Genomic DNA, 17,407 nt, shown 5'->3' with positions numbered 1-17,407 from the left:
ATTGGAATAGGTTAAATCCACGTCGACATAATAGATTCTTGCTCTGGCTGAGTCTGTTGTTGATAGAACTGACTAATGCGTTGCCCAAGTTGTTGATAAAATTGACTCGATTCGCCTTGAAGCGATTGCCTTGCCGTACTGCTGGTATTCGCTTTGGCGTTACTGCTGGCATAATTTGCCGCACCTTGACTGACCTTTAAGCGTATATCCTTACGTTGCAGTGCCGCTTGGCCTCTTGCTGCAATTTTTAGCGTTTTAGGTAAAACACGCTCGGCCACTACAAGGGGCGCTTTTTTCTCTTGCTGTTGTTGGTTCTGTTGCTGTGAGGATTGCTGTTGCTGCTGTTTTTCTTGAACTTGTTGCTGATTATGCTCGAGCGTTTTCGCCTGTTGCTGAGCTTGATCCGCAGTGCGTTCATTCTGTGGATTAAAGGCGCGTTCTTCGTGACCTTTAGTTGCCGCTTGTGGTGGGATGACTACAGGTTTCAGTTGGTTGTCGACCCGAGCCGAGTCCGTCGCGACATTACTGGTCGCTAGCGGGACTTGGGGGTAGTTACTGACAACTAACATGGAAAATTCCTTGGCACATTAATGGTTAAATACTAGTCATTAATCGCTCAAAGATAAAGCGTTAACGTGTCTGTAACGTTAACCAAGGCATAAATACCTGCAAAAACTCCTGCTGATGGGAAATAAAGGGCGCGTGAGAGGCTTTGGCGAGCATCACATCCTCACTTTGAGCTGTGATGGGCATTTTAGGTGGTACGCGTTTGGGCACTAGCCCGTCGAGTCGGCCCCAGATCCTTAGCCAAGGTTGTTGCAACTCTATCAGTTGCTGCCTTAAGTCGACGTCGGTCAGCATATTTAGGCCTTGAGTTAAGGCTCTGGTATTGGGTAAAGGACGTGCTAGGACAAGATCGCGCAGTTGTTTGATGTCTTCCTTGGCGGTTTCGCTACCCATGGCTTGAATCGCCAGAAATCTCTCTATAGTTTTAGGTAAATTTTGGCCGAGTTGTTCTCTAAATTGATGAAGGACTTGTGGCGGAATGCCCGGCCATGCTTCGTCTTCCCTTGCCATAAAGCAAGGGGATGAGGCAATAGTAATCAAGCCTTTGATTTTTTGTGGATAACTTAACGCTGCCTGAGTCGCAACGAGCCCACCGAGTGACCAGCCGGCCCAAATGGCGTGTTCAGGCAATGCAGCGACTAAGGTATCGACCCAGGTTGATAGGCCACCTTCAACCATTTGGCTATGGCCAAAGCCCGGCAAGTCTACATAGTGCACCCTATACTGAGACAGTGACTCATGTAATGGCGTAAACACAGCGCTATTCACTCCCCAACCGTGAAGCATCACCAGATCTGGCCCTTGGCCGCTGATTTCAATATGCAAATTTGCTTGGTTTGTGGATGTCACTTGGCTCACTTGAGTGCCTCAAAAATGGATTAGGTGAATGTATGCCGCACTTTGTCAAAAGGATTTGGCCGCAATCTGCTTTGCGGATAATGCGTTTAGGCTATCAACTCGGTACAAGGTGGTTGGCGGGCAGTTTACCTAACCGTTGCCTGCTGTGCCACCAATCTATATTACTTCCCGAGACTGGCATTTGCGCCGTTTGTCTTCAATCTGGCTTATATCATGGGCCTATTTGCTTAGGTTGCGGTAAGTCGATGCAAATAGAAGTCGATTATTGCGGTGAATGCCAAAAGCGCCAGCCACGTAAAGTCATTGCACCTTGTAGTTATCATCAAGGTTTGGGGGCTTGGGTTGGTGCGATTAAATATCAAGGTCAACTTGCCGCTTTGCCCGTGCTGTGTCGCGCCTTAGTGGCACGACTTAAGGTATTAGAACAGCAAGGATTAATCTCGCTGCCTCAAGCGATAGTGCCAGTTCCATTGCATCCAAAACGTTTGCAACAACGGGGATTTAATCAGGCGTGGTTAATTGCCCATGAGTTATCACAGCTCTTGCAACTGCCGTTAGTGAGCGAAGGGTTAACGCGCCAACAAGACACTCGACCGCAGGCGGGGCTTTCGGGTGCACAGCGACGACGCAACTTACATGATGCCTTTATGTTAGCGGATGATTTTGCGTTCCAGCGTGTTGCATTGGTGGATGATGTGGTGACCACTGGCACTACAGTCTCTGAAATTGCTCGCTTATTCGAAGCGCGTTATGTGCATGTTCAAGTATGGTGTTTGGCAAGGGCTGAGGCGCCAGGCTTGTTGGATGACATTTAAAAACGGTTAAAAGCATTGCTCCATTATATCTTTGTGTATGTCAAAATTATGTCAAAAATACTGCGTAAAAATGAATAAGTTTTACTTTTGCGACAAGGTGTAAGTATCTGTATTGATGGGTTTTGTTTATTTTTTGTATTGAGATACCTTCCTATATTATTTCGTTTGGAGGGTATTTATGGACGCTAAACTGGCGCGATCAAATGCAGATATGGCATCAACGCTGAAGGACGTTATTCAGGCGATAAACTACTCTTTAAAGCTACATGGTTTTTGTGGTTTCTGGTTTCAAGGAGTTCCACATTGTGCCTATGAAAATTATCACTTTCCAAAAGATACCAATCTGTTCTCTCCTACGGCACTAAGAAAACCTATCGCCAGCATAGCTTCTTCCCCTGTTATGGCTGAATTACAGCGTTTTTATTTAAATCAGATAGCCTCCCATGATTTCAATTTTGGTTTTTCATTGGATACTTCAAAATCTTATATGTATAGATTCACGAGTGAAAAAAATGATAAGACCAGCCTACTGTTTAGTAAGCATAATATTCAAAGTGTTTTGAGCTGGCCCATCTCATGCCACTCTAATCGTCATTGGGTAGGCCGGTTTATACTACTTAGCCATCTTAGTGCTTCGGAGGTGGTGTTAGAGGGATTGGCAGACACTTTAAAGGAAGCCCAAAACAAGCTTTTTGAATGTAATAAGCAATTGTTCAATCCATTTCTACAAAGCTCTCTGCTTAAAGATAATGCGAGAGATATCCTACTTATGGTCGCAAACGGTCTTCAAAACGACGAAATTTCAACTCAGCTCCCGATAAGTGTCAGAGGAGTTGAATATCATATGGAATCCATGCGTAAGAAATTTGGGGCTACAAATAGAGCAAATTTAATCCATTTAGCCCATCAATATGAGTTGATTTAAAAATGTTGATATTACTGGTTGAAGATAATCGACTTCTTTCTAACAACATCATTCAATATCTTGAATTGAGTGGTATAGAGTGTGATTACGCTTTCAACCTGGCACAAGCGGATATGCTCATTAGTCAGCAGCAGTTCGACGCTATTATTCTCGATCTAAATTTGCCGGATGGTGATGGGATTGAAGCGTGTGAACGCTGGAAAGCACAGTGCATTACTTCACCAGTAATCATGTTAACTGCACGTAGTAGTCTGAATGATCGCTTGAGTGGGTTTGCTGTGGGCGCGGACGATTATTTAGTAAAACCATTTGCAATGGAGGAACTGGTCGCGCGATTGAAGGTGGTTGCTCAGCGTCGTCCCGCGCCCCAAAGGTTGACTATTGGCGACCTAGAAATCGATTTTGCAAACCACATGGTGTATCGGCAAGGGCAACTGCTGGCTTTGTCTAAAACCGGATGGCAGATCCTGGCTTTATTAGCTAGGCGTAGTCCAGAAACGGTGAGTAGAGAAGAGATTGAGCGAATGCTTTGGCCCGACAGCGCACCTGATAGTGACAGCTTGCGCAGCCATATTCATCTTTTGCGCCGAGTGATCGATCGCCCCTTTGAACGGCAAATATTACATACGATTCGTGGCGTCGGTTTAAGCCTTAGAGATGATATCAATGCAAGCGCCTAAACTTAGCCTCAAGCGTAGTTATCAAGTGTGGGGAGTTATTTTTCTATTAATAACCTTAGGTGTAAATAGTTTTATCCCGCTTTGCATGATGTGTGCAGGTATGATTTCTATGCATGAAGTCACAATGCACAATGCAGGGCAAGCGGCCGAAGCATTACTGAAGCTGGCGGAGCCAACTCAGCAATCATTACTTCATCAACCACTTCTAAAAACCGATAACTTAACTGTCTATCCTCATTGGCGAGATATTCCGCTGCAAATTCGTGAGTTAAGTAACAATGAAGTCTTAACTGATGCGAGCACAATTCACTATGAGCATGCAGAAGGTCCCATTGTTAACGCGTTAAGTGTGTACTACACCCAAACTGGCCAGCCGCTATACGTTTGGCTGCAGTTTAGTGTTACCCATGATTTGCAATTTGCCCCTAAAAATATGACGGCGATCTTGCTGCTTGTCTTGATAACCTTTTGTGCCAGTGCAAGCTTAGCGTTTTATATGCAAAGTAAAGTGATTACGCCTGTTCATCAAATTAGTCATGCGATTAAACAACATGATTGGGAAGGAGGAGGAAAACTGAGTTTACCAGAACAAGAATATGCTGAATTAAAAGCTATTGTTGATGCTTTAGATAACTCGATTTTACAACTTCAGGAGGCTCAGCAGCGAGAACTCAATTTTTTACGTTTTGCTAGTCATGAGTTACGTACGCCAGTCGCCATATGCCAATCTTCATTTGAAATCCTCGCATTACAACAAGGTGAGCTTACGGGGGCAACTCTGTATGCTTCCCAAGCGACCAATCAAATGAAGTCACTCATTGAAACCCTTCTATGGTTAACTAATAAAGAGTGTTCAAACCTAGAAAAGGAAAACGTAGCATTATCGCCTTTACTTGCCAGTATTATCGAGGAGCAGCAACGGGTACATGGTTATGAGCAAAAAATTCAATTATTGTGTGACGATACTTGCTTGCCCGTCCAGCTTCATCCGCTAAAAATAATCTTAAGCAATTTATTAAGGAATAGTATTGAGCATGGTGGGATGGATATTAGCATTACTCAAGATGCTTGTTGTATAGCAATAACCAATTCCTACAATAGTAAGGGCCGCCATGGATTTGGTTTAGGGCTTTTACTGGTGAAACGTCTCGCGAATCAACTGGATTGGACTTTTAATAGCTCATCTGCAAATAATTTATTTACTGCTAGGCTGGTAATATCTAATAACTAAAGAATGAGAACTATAGATTTACTGCATTAAACCACACACTTTTAAAATGCAAAAGCGCCGTTGGGCTTAGATCACATAGTCATCATGCTATTCGTAGTAACTTTATTATATAAAGTTTACTGGTCGATAAGTATTTTAAAATACTTCCTAGAATACATGGTTGAGAGGGGCTCTATGTGTAAAAAAAGTGTGGCATCTATTTTAGTCAGTGCAATTATTTTTAGTGGTTCAGTATATGCTGATGTGAATAAAACGAGCGTGGATTTAGGTTATAAGTTTTATACCAGTGACGCAAAAAATGATAACCCGGGTGTTTTTAATCAACCTTTTGTAAAGTTGAATCATTTAGGTATTGCTGATTGGGGTACTTACTTTGCTAATCTTAAGCTCGAAAACCCTGCTGAAATCGCGGAAAATCAGAAGAACCTTGATGGTAAAACTACCATTAAGTCATTATTGATACTTGAAAATAAGCTGGGAGAGTCGCAGTTCAACTTCTGGACTCAGAACTTTATCTCTGCGAGTGAAACGCTAGTTGAAGATAATCTTTACTTAGGTATTACCCATAATGCAAAAATTCAAAATTTATCACTAAACTATGGTGTCGGTTTAAATTATACCATTGGTAGCTTTTCCCCCACATCAGAGAAGTTTAATGATCTGTCAGGTTATGCCGTGGTTTTAAATGCAAAGTACCCATTTGAGTTGCTAGGGTTAAAACATAGTTTAAGTTTGAATTATGAAGCACAAATTGATAGGGATGAAGCGCATCAAGCATTATTTTCATATGACAGCTATGGCCATCAGATAATTACAACATTACAAACAAGCCTCACAGATTCAATATTTTCAAAGTTATATATCACCCATTATGATAGCTGGGGTTCGCAATATAATGATGGGATTGAATACGGTATATCTGTTGGTTATCAGTTTTAACGGTTTATCAAATAGGTTGAATTTTTGATAAGTAGAATCTCATTTAATTTGGTGCTGTTCTAGTTTTCATTAAAAATAATAAGGGAATTGTAATGCATTATAAAAAATCCATTATTGGTATTGCTGCCACGGCAACAGCAATTATTGTCGGCTGCCAAGTTACCCATCAAATAGTAAAAAGCCAGGGAACCGCTCAAGGCAAGCATGGCGAAGTGCAGGTCGAAACCACATTCAAAGACGGACACATTGTGGCGATTGATGTACTAAAGCAAAAGGAAAATAAAGTCCTTGCTGGTGCCGTATTTAAAGATGTTAAACAGGCGATTATTGATAATAACTCTATTGAGGTTGACGGTATTGCAGGCGCAACCGTAACGTCTAAAGCGCTTAAAGAAGCCGTGGGTAAAAGTATTGAAGCCGCAGGTGTTACGTTAGTTGCTGTCGCTTCAGCTAAAAAAAATGAAGCATTAACACCAGCAGAATATACCTATGATGTGGTGATTATTGGCTCGGGTGGTGCAGGTTTTAGTGCTGGTTTAGAGGCTATGGCCGCAGGCCGCTCCGCCGTTATTATTGAAAAAATGCCAATTATTGGTGGTAACTCATTGATCTCTGGCGCTGAGATGAATGTTGCTGGTAGTTGGGTGCAAAAAAATATGGGAGTGACCGATAGCAAAGAGCTGTTTATTAGCGACACGCTAAAAGGCGGCGATTTCAAAGGTGACCCTGAAATGGTTAAGACCATGGTCGATAATGCGGTTGATGCTGCTGAGTGGTTAAGGGATTACGTCAAAGTAGAATTTTACCCAGATCAATTATTTCAGTTTGGTGGACACAGCGTGAAACGAGCGCTAATCCCTAAAGGTCATACCGGAGCAGAGGTGATCAGCAAGTTTTCTATTAAAGCTGAAGAAGTAGGCTTACCAATTCATACCAATACTAAGGCTGAAAAGTTAATTCAAGATCAAACGGGCCGAATTGTGGGTGTAGAAGCGATTCATAATGGCAAAACGGTAACCTACTATGCAAAACGCGGTGTTGTGATTGCCACGGGTGGCTTCTCGTCTAACATGGAAATGCGTAAAAAATATAACCCAGAGTTAGATGAACGTTATGGCAGCACTGGTCATTCAGGTGGTACTGGTGACGGTATTGTGATGGCAGAAAAAATACATGCAGTAGCTAAAAATATGGGATATATCCAGTCATATCCTATTTGTAGCCCAACCTCGGGCGCGATTGCCTTGATTGCAGACTCTCGCTTCTTTGGTGCGGTGTTAATCAACCAGAATGGTGAGCGCTTTGTTGAGGAATTGGAACGCCGAGATGTGATTTCACAGGCCATTCTAGCCCAACCAGGCCGTTATACTTATGTGCTCTGGAACCAAGCTATTGAAGATGTTGCCCATACTGTTGAAATGCATCAAGGTGAACTGAAGGAATTCACAAAAGACGGGCTAATGTATAAGGTCGACACCCTAGAAGAAGCCGCTAAAGTCTTTAATATTCCTGAAGACAAGTTGTTATCAACGATTAAAGACGTTAATCGTTATGCCGCAACAGGAAAGGATGAAGCCTTTAATCATCGCTCAGGATTGGTTGATTTAAGTAAAGGACCTTATTGGATTTTAAAGGCGACACCTTCTGTACACCATACAATGGGTGGACTAGCGGTTGATACACGTACTCGTGTACTTGATGAACAAGGAAAAGTGATTCCGGGCTTGTTTGCTGCGGGTGAAGTGACTGGTTTAACCCATGGAACCAATCGACTCGGTGGTAATGCTTACACTGATATCATTGTCTTTGGTCGTATCGCGGGACAAGAAGCGGCTAAATAGTTTGTATTTTATGTCTGGCTTAAAGCGACCCAATTGGGTCGCTTTTGTTTGTAAATGATGCTGTTCACTCGCGTACAACACATTCGTTTAAAGCTTGTTTATGATGAATAAATCGTGATCGCTATGGCAAAAATCCATAAACTTGCTATCCAAAGGACTACAAAGCGAAGGTGAGTCGGAGTATCATACGGCTAATTCTTACTAAAACACTCAGGTATCCCCTGACGGAGCAGGTTTTCATGATTACCATTTCCGATGCGGCTCAAGCCCATTTTGTTAAGTTGTTAGCAGATCAACCTGAAGGCACTCATATTCGCGTATTTGTGATCAGTCCTGGTACCTCGCAAGCCGAGTGTGGTGTGTCTTATTGTCCACCGGATGCAGTGGAAAGTGATGATATTGAAATCGAGTTCACTGGTTTCAATGCTATGGTCGATGAGAAGAGTGCACCTTTCCTTGAAGATGCGACTATCGATTTTGTGACTGACCAATTAGGTTCACAACTCACGCTGAAAGCACCTAACGCAAAAATGCGTAAAGTGTCAGGTGATGCACCTTTAGTCGAGCGTATCGAATACGTGATCCAATCTGAAATCAACCCTCAGTTAGCTGGCCATGGTGGTAATATCATGCTGGTTGAAATTACCAAAGAAGGCGTGGCTGTACTGCAGTTCGGCGGTGGTTGTAACGGTTGTTCTCAAGTTGATATCACCCTAAAGGATGGTATCGAAAAACAATTGTTAGACATGTTCCCAGGTGAGTTGACTGGCGTACGTGACGTGACAGATCACCAACATGGTGAACATTCTTACGCTTAATCTTGTTTGTTAAGCTGAATGAAAAACGCGACCTTGAGTCGCGTTTTTTATATTTGGCTTTCGCTTTAAGTGCAGTTGTTAAGTTATAACTTAGGGTTGAGATTATCAGCTAAGAACTTATCTAAGGCTTTAAACGTCGCGAGTCTGTTGTCGTTATTGCTCAGGTAATGATCACCATTTTCCAACTCAATATACTCCACTGGTTTATTTAGTGATTTGAGCTCGTCATACATTTCTCGGCTATGTTGAACCTTAACGACTCTGTCCTTATCGCCATGTAGCAGTAATACTGGGATGTTAATTTTATCTGCTTTACTGATAGGTGAGCGCTCATAGAGGGCATCGAGATCATCTCCTATTTGCTCTTTAACCACTTCATAGTTGGTATGTCTGCGGCTTGATTTTACTAGGTAGGCCACATCGGTCACACCAGCCACACTGATGGCGCAACGGTAAAGATCGGGAGTCATAGCAGCCCCCATTAAGGCCGCGTAACCACCATAACTCGCACCGGCAATACAAATGCGTTTGGGATCGCTAATCCCTTGCGCTATTAGGTAACGAGTCCCATCTTCAACATCGTTTTGCATTTCGAGTCCCCAGCTTTTTAGGCCAGCCTTCATAAACTCATAGCCGTAACCTGCCGACCCCCTGAAATTCATTCGAAATACCGCATAACCACGATTAGCGAAAAACTGTGCCCAGTAGTCAAAGTCGTTACTGTCATAACTGATCGGGCCGCCATGGGGGAAAATAATCGTCGGTAGCTGTTTAGCTTCGAGTCCCTTTGGTACTGTTAGGTAAGCATCGATTTTGAGCTTATCCCTTGCTTCGTAAGTTAGATGTTGGGTGTTGGCGAGTAGCTCACTATTGAGCTTGCCGTATCTGTTCGCGATGGGATATAACGTTTTTTCGTCCCTATCGCCGAAATAATAAGTGCCAGGCTCGGTCGAGCTGGTGGAATACACTATGTAGCGGCGTTCATCTGCACTGAATTGAGTAATATAGTTGTGAGCATCGGGTAATACAGCCTTAAGACCATTTTGTAGTCCGACATATTCTGTTTCCCAGAAGGTGTATTCCTCGCCGTCGCCTTCACTGATACCAATGACTTTTTTCTTTAATTGCGAGTAGAGTAAATCCCCTTCGACGTCAGTTACTTCATTGGCGTAAACCAACTCTTTTGTAAGATTAGGGTCGGTCAGGTTCACTTTAAAAATGGCTTCGAAGCCTTGGTGATAGGCGCGAACGTAGAGGATATTAGGGTCTGCATCAAAACCTAATGGCCAAACAGTGTCCTCAGAAAAAGCTTTAAAGGTCCAAAGTAAGCGTGAATCACTCTTTTGCTCGGCCTGTTCATAAATGCGGTACTCAGTATCATCGTTGTAGATAGAAATTCGGACTTTGTGCTGCCTGTCGGTAATCCAACTTATAATCTTCTTTTTAGCATTTTGGGTGTAACTGGATTTCCCCTGCGCTAAATTGACTTTAAGTACACTATCTTCGCCTACGTTTTCGCCCATTCCGTCTAATGACAGTAAAATATTATCGGGATCATCTGGCATAAGATCGATAATTTGCCCCTGATGTTGCGGGATCCAATTAAGACGGTCTAAGACGCTGCGCGGAAGGACACTCGAGGTCTTTTTCGTGGTCAAATCATACTTAACAAGGCGGGTTTCGGTTGTAGGTGTACCGTAACGGTTAGCCGGAAACTTAGCACTGATCAGTAAGATATTATCGTTTGCCCACTGCAGAGACAGGATGACAAATTTTTGGTTATCCGTGTGCAGCGGAATGCTTTTTTCGCCTGTTTCTATATCTTGGATACTAACGACAGTACCTTTGAGTTTGGCTTGATCGACCCGTACAACAGAAGCGATTTTTTTGCCATTAGGCGAGAGCTGCACAGAGCTAACATCTGGGATGCTTGCAAAGGCTTCAACGGGTAATTGTGGCGCAGTGTTGGCAACCGTATAGTTACATAGCCACAGGAATAGCAGCGGTAAAATCCTTTTCATTATCGATTCACATCTTTGTTACATTTGTAAAATCAACATAATAATGATTTTGAGATTAGTAAACTACTGTCTTTACAGATTTATTTATGTAAAAAGGCCTGACTGAAATAATAATGCCCTGCGAGCGTTAGGCTTCTGACGATCATAAAGACACTCATCGCGGCCCAGAGGGCATGGTTGCCTTGCTCTGGCAGTAATAGCTGCTGCAGTAAATACCATGTTGGGAAAAACGCGCCAAAGGTGGCGAGTATCATGCTATTGCGCATCACTTTTCCTTTAGCGGCACCTATGTAAACACCATCGAATAAATACGAGCTAAATGACCATAAAGGCAAGAATATTAGCCAGATAAGATAGGTTTGCGCAGTGGCTCTGACCTCATTAATGCTGGTCAATAACGCGATAATATTACTGCCAAAAAGACTAAATACAGCGCAGAATCCTAGCGCTGTTATGGCCGACCAGCACCAAGCTAATATTACAGCTTCCCTTAATTGTTCTGCCTGTTTTTGCCCATAGGCACGGCCGACTTCTGCCTCGGCATAATAGGCTATACCATCTAGAGCGTAGGAGATTAATAGCAGTAAATTCAATAACACGGCATTGGCCGCAACGGTATTATCACCTAGACCTGCACCATGGAATGTCATAAAGGCAAAAGCTGCCTGCAAGCAGAGGCTACGGACAAAAATATCTGTGTTGAGCCTCAGTAATTTGCCATAACCCGTTAAGGTGACATGGGGAAATAGCTGAGATAAGTGAAACTCGGGTGCGCGCTTGAGTTGTTGTAACACCATAGTGAGTGCGACTGAGAAAGCGGTGATATCGGCAAATACTGAGGCGAGGGCAGCGCCTTTAACGCCCCAACCCAAGCCGAGGACAAACACCACATCGAGCATAATATTGGCAAGGTTCGCTAAAATCAACTGCCACATGGCGGCTTTAGGTTGTTGTCGCCCTAAGAGCCAACCTAACATCACTAAATTGAGCAGGGCGAAGGGTGTTGACCAAATCCGTACCTGAAAATACTCGCGGCAATAACGTTCGACCTCGCTACTCGCTTCGGATAATCCTAACGCTAAATTCAATATCGGGACTTGCAGTGCGATAACGCCTGCGCCCAATAACATCGCTAGCATAGCGCCTTGGACTAAGAGTTTGTGCTGGGCGTGAAGATCGTCAGCACCAAAGGCTTGCGCGACTAAACCTGTCGTCGCCATGCGCAAAAATCCCAATAACCAAATGATTAATGTGATAATCGTTGACCCGACAGCGACTCCCCCTAAATAATAGGCCTCACTCAGATGACCTATAACAGCCGTATCGACTAAGCCCAACAGCGGGATAGTGATATTGGAGAGTATCATCGGCAGGGCGAGCGCTAGTAACTGGCGATTTTTCGCGCCGTTGAGCATGAGGTCGAGCCAAGTTGATTTAGCAGTATTCATTAATTTCAGAGGTGTTCACATTATGGTTAAACGTGTGCTGTTGGCACTCATAGGGCTAATGACGTTTTCTGCCCATGCCGTGGTCATTCTGCAATATCACCATGTGTCAGAAACCACTCCGGCGGCAACCAGCGTTACGCCCGCGCAATTTCGTGAGCAAATGCAGTTTCTCGTCGATGACGGCTTTAAGGTGATCCCGCTTTCTAAAGTGGTTGAAGCGATCAAGCAAAAACAAGATTTACCCGCTAAAACAATCGCAATTACCTTCGATGATGGTTATCGCAGTATAGCGACTACGGCGCATCCTATCCTAAAGGAATTTGGATTCCCCTACACCTTGTTTGTGGCAATTGAGCCGATTAAACAAAAGTTTACCGAGATGATGACTTGGGATGAACTCATCACATTATCCAAGGAAGGCGCCGATATTGCTAACCACAGTTGGGCGCACGAACATTTGATCCGCGCCTTAGAAAACGAATCACAGGCGCAGTGGTTAGCGCGGATAAAAGCCAATATCTTAGATACAGAAAAAGCGATTGCAGATGCCACTGGGCACAATTTTAAAATGCTGGCGTATCCCTACGGTGAGTACAATCAAGCGTTGCAGGATATGTTAACTGAGAACGGCTTTGTCGCTTTTGGGCAACAGTCCGGTGCCGCGGGGCCTTATTCGCCATTAACGGCCCTGCCGCGTTTCCCCGTTGCTGGACAATATGCTGACCTAAAAAGCCTTAAGGCAAAGTTATACAGCTTAAATATGCCTGTGATTGCACAAACCCCAAGTGATCCTGAGTTAAAGGGTGGTCATTGGCGTCCAGAGCTTAAAGTGACCCTCGATATGAGTGATATCTCTGCTAAGCAAGTGATGTGTTACATCCAAGGTCAAGGCTCAAAACAGCCGACTTGGCTCAATGAAAACGAGTTTAGTGTTCAAGCGGATTTAGCCTTGCCTGCGGGGCGCTCGCGTTATAACTGCACAGCGCCGAGTAAGGCGCGCAATGGCTACTATTGGTTTTCTCAGCCTTGGGTGAGGCCAAAGGACGATGGCTCTTGGGTTAAAGAGTGATCAGCGGCTAGGTTTGTATTGCGCTACTATTTTTTCAAAATCGCTAATTAATTTATCATTTAATACCTGCGGCGGTTTGCCTAACGCTGCCGTAGGTTTAAATACCGCAACTCGCGTTCCCTGCGGCGATACCAACACATAACCTGCACTATGGTCGACTTGGTAATTTTCTCCTTCACCCACCATGGCATAAGTGAGTCCTAAGCTGCGGGTGAGTGGGAAGATTTGTGTCTGCTCGCCCGTGACCGCTTTAAATTCTGGATTGAAAAAATTAACATAGGTCAGGAGTTTATCCTGTGTGTCCCGTTTGGGATCGACGGATAAAAACACTACCTGCAATGGCGCTATTTTGTTTAGATCGGGATAAGCCGCCGCAAGTTTATTTAAGGTCGTAGGGCAAATGTCGGGACAAAAGGTAAAACCGATAAAAAATAAGCTCCATTTCCCCTGCAAACTGGCATTGGTAAAAGCTTGCTTGTGTTGATCAACCAATTCAAAGGGCGCTAATTCATAGGCCTGTGGAAACAGAAAACCGCTCTCTAACTCGATAGGTTTTGGGGGATTAAATTTCACCGCAAATAGGCCGCCAAGACCGAACAACAAAATGGCGATGACTAAAATTCTTTTCTGCATTATTCGCTCCATAAATACAGGTTAGCGCGACAAACTCGTTCCATACACTAGTTCCACAAATAGTGGTCTAGCAGTAATGCCATAAATAACAACATTAAATGGTAGATAGAGAAGCGGAACACTTGCATCGCTAAGCCATCATGATCCCGATATTTAAGTTGCCATGCTTTATAGATAAATCCCGTACTGAGTAAACTCGAGCTGACGAAATACACTGGCCCACACATACCAACCAGCACAGGTAACAGGCAAGCAATCGCCAGCAATACTGTGTAGAGCAAGATGCAGGTTTTCGTAAATTCGACACCGTGGGTGACTGGTAGCATGGGAATATCTACTTTGGCATATTCGGCGCGTCTGTGAATGGCCAGTGCCCAAAAATGTGGCGGCGTCCACGTAAAAATGATGATCACTAGCAATAACGCATGGCCGTGAAATTCGTTCGTTACTGCCGTCCATCCCAGCAGGGGTGGCATAGCTCCCGCAAGGCCACCGATCACAATATTTTGTGATGTTGCGCGTTTCAAATAGGCAGTATAAACCAAGGCATAGCCAATCAGGCTGGCAAAGGTCAACCAAGCTGTGAGTGGATTGACTAAGGAATATAAGACGATAAAGCCAAAACTACCTAAGCTAGCGGCGAAAATTAACGCGCGCGTGGCAGAAATACGCCCTTTGGGTAGCGGGCGATTGTAGGTGCGCGCCATTAAGCCATCGATACGGCGATCGATCAGATGATTCAACGCCGCCGCAGAACCCGCCATCATGGCAATTCCAAGCATACCCGCGAGCAAAGGTTGAACGGGCACCGCATGGGGCACAGCCAGACACATGCCGACGAGGACAGTGAGCAGCATGAGTGCGACCACTTTAGGCTTGGTCATTTCAAAATAGGCGCGCCATGTTACGCTGAAAGTGGGCAGGCTACTGGTGATTGAGAGTGGTTTTGCCATCTTGGATCCCTCGCTTATGCTTTGCGCCATAAAAAATAGTTGATTGTGACTAAGGTCATTAGCAGTAGTGCCGCACCACCGTTGTGAGACACGGCAATACCGAGTGGTAAATGCATCACTACGTTAGAAATACCTAAGCTCACTTGAAGTATGACTAGCCCCACTAATAAAAGGCTTAAAGCCTTAAGTCCCGTAGCGCCAACAAATAATCGGTAGGCGAGCACGAGTAACAAGCTGGCAGTGACGATAGCGCCAATTCTGTGGGCTACGTGGATAGTCATTCGTGCAGGGTAATCGAGCACACCAAATTCGAAGCTAGGGTGTTGGCCTTGGAACGGTGAAAATGCCTCGGCTATTGCTAAGTTATCTACCCAATTTCCCTCACAGATGGGTAAAGAGGTGCAGGCGAGCGCCGCGTAATTCGATGATGTCCAAGCCCCCAACATAATCTGACCCACAAGGACGAATAGGCTCACCAACGCTAACGGTGCGAGATGTCGAGGATGGGTTTCGCTATTAAATATACGCCGAGGTCGGGTTCGCAGGTAAAGGAGTAACAGCAGCGAGATTAGGCTAAAGCCACCAATAAGATGCGACATCACAATTATTGGCATGAGTTTCATGGTCACAGTCCACATGCCTAGCGCTCCTTGAAAGAGGATCAGCAGCACTATGATGACCGGTAACTTTTTGGGTGCTTCCGGTGTTTTTAAGCACAAAATTAAGATGAATAACACCAGTAAGCCAAGTCCGCCTGCGATATATCTGTGGATCATTTCCAGCCAAGCTTTCTCTGGATTGATATCGTGATCTGGGAATATAGTTTGCGCATGGGCGATTTCATGGTCTTGGGTGGGCACTTTAATATGGCCGTAGCAGCCTGGCCAATCGGGGCAGCCGAGTCCTGCATCCGATAGGCGGGTGTAAGCGCCCATTAAAATCACCAATAGGGTAAAGACTAAGGTTAAGCGTAGGATCCAAGTTAGTTGCATCAATCTACCCTCGACAGTTTTAACAACTTACGCAGATCCGCAATCAGCGCCTTGCCTTGAGCTAAATGTGCTTCTTTGCCCTGCACTTGAGGATAGCGCAGTACTAAGCTGCCTAAGGGATCGACTATGATTAGCTGCTGTTCATCTAACCATTTGCTTAAGCCTGCATTGGCGGGACGAGTATTGAAGTTAAAGGTGCTTAAGGCGTTAAGATCGCTGTCGGGATGGGTGAGGATGAGCGGTTCTACTCGCGCCTGATCTGGCCCTAGCGCTGTGTGGCTTTGGCGCAAAATATACAGGCGTTCGCGGCAAGTATCGTTGCATTTGGCGGGCAATAAATACAGTAGTTGCCATTCTTTGGGATTAGAATTTTCAACCCCAAGGCTGGCATAACTGGTTTCGGGACTGATCAGCTCGCCATGATTGGTGGCACCGCCATGGTATAAATTGAGGCTCAGCACTAGCTTAGCAATCACTACGGGTGCAATAAACGCCAGCAGTAATAGCCCTAATGCTTTGTGTTTAGATTTGTTCTGGGAGTTCATGCTTGCTCCTCTCATTCAAATTATCCCTAATTTATTGTTTTATATTTATTTAGTTTTATTAGTGTCTTGCTAAGTATGGTACTAATTTCCCTATTTGCTCCTTGAGTTTGCGACTGTTTGGGCGCTATGGCGTTTTACATATTTAATCCCTTGCCACAGCATTAGCCCTGCAAATACGGCTGCCATCGAAAACCACTGCAACGCATAGCCCCAATGTTTTTGTGCCGACAGTGGGAAAGGTTGCCAAGGATGGGGCAATGTGAGGGAAGGTAATTGCTCTGGTTGCAACACGACAGGTAACACTGGGTGCCCTAATACCTTAGCCATTTCGGGCATATTTAAATTTTGAAAGCGAATACTTGTCCCTGTTTCTGCCATTAAAGCTTGGCTCAAAGGATTGATTTGCTTTTGATAAAGCCTGCCTTCGATATTTAATGCCCCGCTTAGGGGAGTAATGTGAGGCAACTCATCACGATGGGAACCCGCGGCAACAAAGCCTAATTCGACCAGCAACCAAGGTTTTTCAACTTCTACTTGCAGGGGTTGAAAGGCTAAATATCCCACTTGACCTTGATAGATTTGATTATCCAGCAGCCAGATTTGTGAGCTTGCGGGAGTGGCGCGTACTTGCAGTCGATAACCCGTTACGCCTTCTTTGCCGACCTTGAGTTGGAGCTGCTCAAAACTTAATGGCAGCAAAGCTTGCCTTGCTTCCATTTGGGCTAAAAGCGTCGTTTTATCTTCACCACGGGCTAACTGCCATAAACCCAACTTGACCAATATAGTTAATACAGCCACAGTCAATATCAGTAGAAAAACCGTTAATTTATTCAGCAGAACATGAGGATATTGTATGAATAGCCTGTTCATTTTTAAGTTGGTCTTAGTTCTGCTGTTGCTATTCATCATTTTTAATCTAGGTCGCGCCTTGTTTATTATGGTGAAAGGTGATGAAAAAGTGCCTATGAGCCGTTATCTTGGGCGGCGAGTGATTTTCTCCGTGCTCGTTATCTTGTTATTGCTGGTGGCCTTAGGGACTGGGTTAATTAGCCCCAATCCCACGCCTTACTAA

The 17,407-nt window shown here is 44.4% G+C and carries 18 protein-coding genes; 9 read left to right on the top strand and 9 right to left on the bottom strand.

Annotated elements, in window-relative coordinates:
• Positions 1-11 precede the first annotated feature (11 nt).
• The gene (locus tag L5M29_RS15455; RefSeq protein ID WP_173248241.1) at positions 12-569 is read right to left on the bottom strand and encodes a hypothetical protein; all 558 of its coding nucleotides are present in this window, start codon (positions 567-569) and stop codon (positions 12-14) included.
• A 61-nt stretch (positions 570-630) separates the two neighbouring features.
• On the bottom strand, positions 631-1,425 hold the full coding sequence (gene bioH / locus L5M29_RS15450; RefSeq protein ID WP_263168594.1) for a pimeloyl-ACP methyl ester esterase BioH: 795 nt from the start codon (positions 1,423-1,425) through the stop codon (positions 631-633).
• 32 nt (positions 1,426-1,457) lie between these two features.
• On the opposite strand from bioH, the gene L5M29_RS15445 reads away from it, so the two are divergent.
• From L5M29_RS15445 to nfuA, 7 genes are all read left to right on the top strand, one after another.
• Positions 1,458-2,240: a ComF family protein gene (locus L5M29_RS15445; protein WP_263168591.1), complete on the top strand. Its 783-nt coding sequence runs from the start codon at positions 1,458-1,460 to the stop codon at positions 2,238-2,240.
• Positions 2,241-2,418: 178 nt separating this feature from the next.
• Positions 2,419-3,165: a helix-turn-helix transcriptional regulator gene (locus tag L5M29_RS15440; RefSeq protein ID WP_263168589.1), complete on the top strand. Its 747-nt coding sequence runs from the start codon at positions 2,419-2,421 to the stop codon at positions 3,163-3,165.
• A 2-nt stretch (positions 3,166-3,167) separates the two neighbouring features.
• Positions 3,168-3,845 carry a response regulator transcription factor gene (locus tag L5M29_RS15435; protein WP_131524844.1) on the top strand — a complete coding sequence of 226 codons (678 nt, stop codon included), beginning with the start codon at positions 3,168-3,170 and terminating at the stop codon, positions 3,843-3,845.
• Positions 3,832-5,076 carry a sensor histidine kinase gene (locus L5M29_RS15430; protein WP_263168585.1) on the top strand — a complete coding sequence of 415 codons (1,245 nt, stop codon included), beginning with the start codon at positions 3,832-3,834 and terminating at the stop codon, positions 5,074-5,076. The genes L5M29_RS15435 and L5M29_RS15430 overlap by 14 nt, the downstream gene beginning before the upstream one ends.
• 174 nt (positions 5,077-5,250) lie before the next feature.
• Positions 5,251-6,015 (top strand): outer membrane protein OmpK, encoded by a 765-nt coding sequence (locus tag L5M29_RS15425; protein ID WP_212599498.1) that lies wholly within the window; start codon positions 5,251-5,253, stop codon positions 6,013-6,015.
• A gap of 92 nt (positions 6,016-6,107) precedes the next feature.
• Complete coding sequence (urdA, locus tag L5M29_RS15420; RefSeq protein ID WP_263168583.1) at positions 6,108-7,856, top strand: urocanate reductase; 1,749 nt, start codon at positions 6,108-6,110, stop codon at positions 7,854-7,856.
• A gap of 239 nt (positions 7,857-8,095) precedes the next feature.
• Positions 8,096-8,674, top strand: a complete 579-nt coding sequence (gene nfuA, locus L5M29_RS15415) for a Fe-S biogenesis protein NfuA (RefSeq protein ID WP_006079591.1) — start codon at positions 8,096-8,098, stop codon at positions 8,672-8,674.
• An 83-nt stretch (positions 8,675-8,757) separates the two neighbouring features.
• Here the strand turns inward: nfuA and L5M29_RS15410 are convergent, their stop codons facing one another.
• On the bottom strand, positions 8,758-10,695 hold the full coding sequence (locus L5M29_RS15410) for an alpha/beta hydrolase family protein (protein WP_263168581.1): 1,938 nt from the start codon (positions 10,693-10,695) through the stop codon (positions 8,758-8,760).
• Between the two features lie 80 nt (positions 10,696-10,775).
• Positions 10,776-12,143 carry an MATE family efflux transporter gene (locus L5M29_RS15405; protein ID WP_263168578.1) on the bottom strand — a complete coding sequence of 456 codons (1,368 nt, stop codon included), beginning with the start codon at positions 12,141-12,143 and terminating at the stop codon, positions 10,776-10,778.
• A gap of 22 nt (positions 12,144-12,165) precedes the next feature.
• Between L5M29_RS15405 and L5M29_RS15400 the strand changes: the two genes are divergently transcribed.
• Positions 12,166-13,212 carry a polysaccharide deacetylase family protein gene (locus L5M29_RS15400; RefSeq protein ID WP_168827212.1) on the top strand — a complete coding sequence of 349 codons (1,047 nt, stop codon included), beginning with the start codon at positions 12,166-12,168 and terminating at the stop codon, positions 13,210-13,212.
• Here L5M29_RS15400 and L5M29_RS15395 read toward each other — a convergent pair whose 3' ends face one another.
• The 5 genes from L5M29_RS15395 to L5M29_RS15375 form a co-directional block, all read right to left on the bottom strand.
• Positions 13,213-13,845 carry an SCO family protein gene (locus L5M29_RS15395; protein WP_173497969.1) on the bottom strand — a complete coding sequence of 211 codons (633 nt, stop codon included), beginning with the start codon at positions 13,843-13,845 and terminating at the stop codon, positions 13,213-13,215.
• Between the two features lie 47 nt (positions 13,846-13,892).
• A complete protein-coding gene (gene cyoE / locus L5M29_RS15390; RefSeq protein ID WP_105250648.1) occupies positions 13,893-14,798 on the bottom strand; it encodes a heme o synthase in 906 nt (301 codons plus the stop codon).
• Between the two features lie 14 nt (positions 14,799-14,812).
• Positions 14,813-15,790 carry a COX15/CtaA family protein gene (locus L5M29_RS15385; protein WP_263168576.1) on the bottom strand — a complete coding sequence of 326 codons (978 nt, stop codon included), beginning with the start codon at positions 15,788-15,790 and terminating at the stop codon, positions 14,813-14,815.
• The gene (locus L5M29_RS15380) at positions 15,790-16,335 is read right to left on the bottom strand and encodes a hypothetical protein (RefSeq protein ID WP_263168575.1); all 546 of its coding nucleotides are present in this window, start codon (positions 16,333-16,335) and stop codon (positions 15,790-15,792) included. Before L5M29_RS15380 ends, L5M29_RS15385 begins: the two co-directional genes overlap by 1 nt.
• A gap of 90 nt (positions 16,336-16,425) precedes the next feature.
• On the bottom strand, positions 16,426-17,190 hold the full coding sequence (locus L5M29_RS15375; RefSeq protein WP_263162685.1) for an SURF1 family protein: 765 nt from the start codon (positions 17,188-17,190) through the stop codon (positions 16,426-16,428).
• Between L5M29_RS15375 and L5M29_RS15370 the strand changes: the two genes are divergently transcribed.
• Positions 17,189-17,407 (top strand): DUF2909 family protein, encoded by a 219-nt coding sequence (locus L5M29_RS15370; RefSeq protein ID WP_105250645.1) that lies wholly within the window; start codon positions 17,189-17,191, stop codon positions 17,405-17,407. The genes L5M29_RS15375 and L5M29_RS15370 overlap by 2 nt on opposite strands.

It is taken from the genome of Shewanella sp. SM95, assembly GCF_025653595.1.
In the GTDB taxonomy this organism is placed as follows: Bacteria; Pseudomonadota; Gammaproteobacteria; order Enterobacterales; family Shewanellaceae; genus Shewanella; species Shewanella oncorhynchi.
The sequence above is the reverse complement of the archived record's forward strand: the minus strand, read 5'-3'. Positions and strand labels throughout refer to the sequence as shown.

Excerpts from the sequence above, each read along its gene's own strand:
- L5M29_RS15380 (WP_263168575.1), bottom strand. The coding sequence starts at position 16,335 with ATGAACTCCCAGAACAAATCTAAACACAAAGCATTAGGGCTATTACTG.
- L5M29_RS15385 (WP_263168576.1), bottom strand. The coding sequence starts at position 15,790 with ATGCAACTAACTTGGATCCTACGCTTAACCTTAGTCTTTACCCTATTG.
- nfuA (WP_006079591.1), top strand. The coding sequence starts at position 8,096 with ATGATTACCATTTCCGATGCGGCTCAAGCCCATTTTGTTAAGTTGTTA.
- L5M29_RS15395 (WP_173497969.1), bottom strand. The coding sequence starts at position 13,845 with ATGCAGAAAAGAATTTTAGTCATCGCCATTTTGTTGTTCGGTCTTGGC.
- L5M29_RS15455 (WP_173248241.1), bottom strand. The coding sequence starts at position 569 with ATGTTAGTTGTCAGTAACTACCCCCAAGTCCCGCTAGCGACCAGTAAT.
- L5M29_RS15410 (WP_263168581.1), bottom strand. The coding sequence starts at position 10,695 with ATGAAAAGGATTTTACCGCTGCTATTCCTGTGGCTATGTAACTATACG.
- L5M29_RS15405 (WP_263168578.1), bottom strand. The coding sequence starts at position 12,143 with ATGAATACTGCTAAATCAACTTGGCTCGACCTCATGCTCAACGGCGCG.
- L5M29_RS15400 (WP_168827212.1), top strand. The coding sequence starts at position 12,166 with ATGGTTAAACGTGTGCTGTTGGCACTCATAGGGCTAATGACGTTTTCT.
- L5M29_RS15425 (WP_212599498.1), top strand. The coding sequence starts at position 5,251 with ATGTGTAAAAAAAGTGTGGCATCTATTTTAGTCAGTGCAATTATTTTT.
- cyoE (WP_105250648.1), bottom strand. The coding sequence starts at position 14,798 with ATGGCAAAACCACTCTCAATCACCAGTAGCCTGCCCACTTTCAGCGTA.
- L5M29_RS15370 (WP_105250645.1), top strand. The coding sequence starts at position 17,189 with ATGAATAGCCTGTTCATTTTTAAGTTGGTCTTAGTTCTGCTGTTGCTA.
- L5M29_RS15445 (WP_263168591.1), top strand. The coding sequence starts at position 1,458 with ATGCCGCACTTTGTCAAAAGGATTTGGCCGCAATCTGCTTTGCGGATA.
- L5M29_RS15430 (WP_263168585.1), top strand. The coding sequence starts at position 3,832 with ATGCAAGCGCCTAAACTTAGCCTCAAGCGTAGTTATCAAGTGTGGGGA.
- L5M29_RS15440 (WP_263168589.1), top strand. The coding sequence starts at position 2,419 with ATGGACGCTAAACTGGCGCGATCAAATGCAGATATGGCATCAACGCTG.
- urdA (WP_263168583.1), top strand. The coding sequence starts at position 6,108 with ATGCATTATAAAAAATCCATTATTGGTATTGCTGCCACGGCAACAGCA.
- L5M29_RS15435 (WP_131524844.1), top strand. The coding sequence starts at position 3,168 with ATGTTGATATTACTGGTTGAAGATAATCGACTTCTTTCTAACAACATC.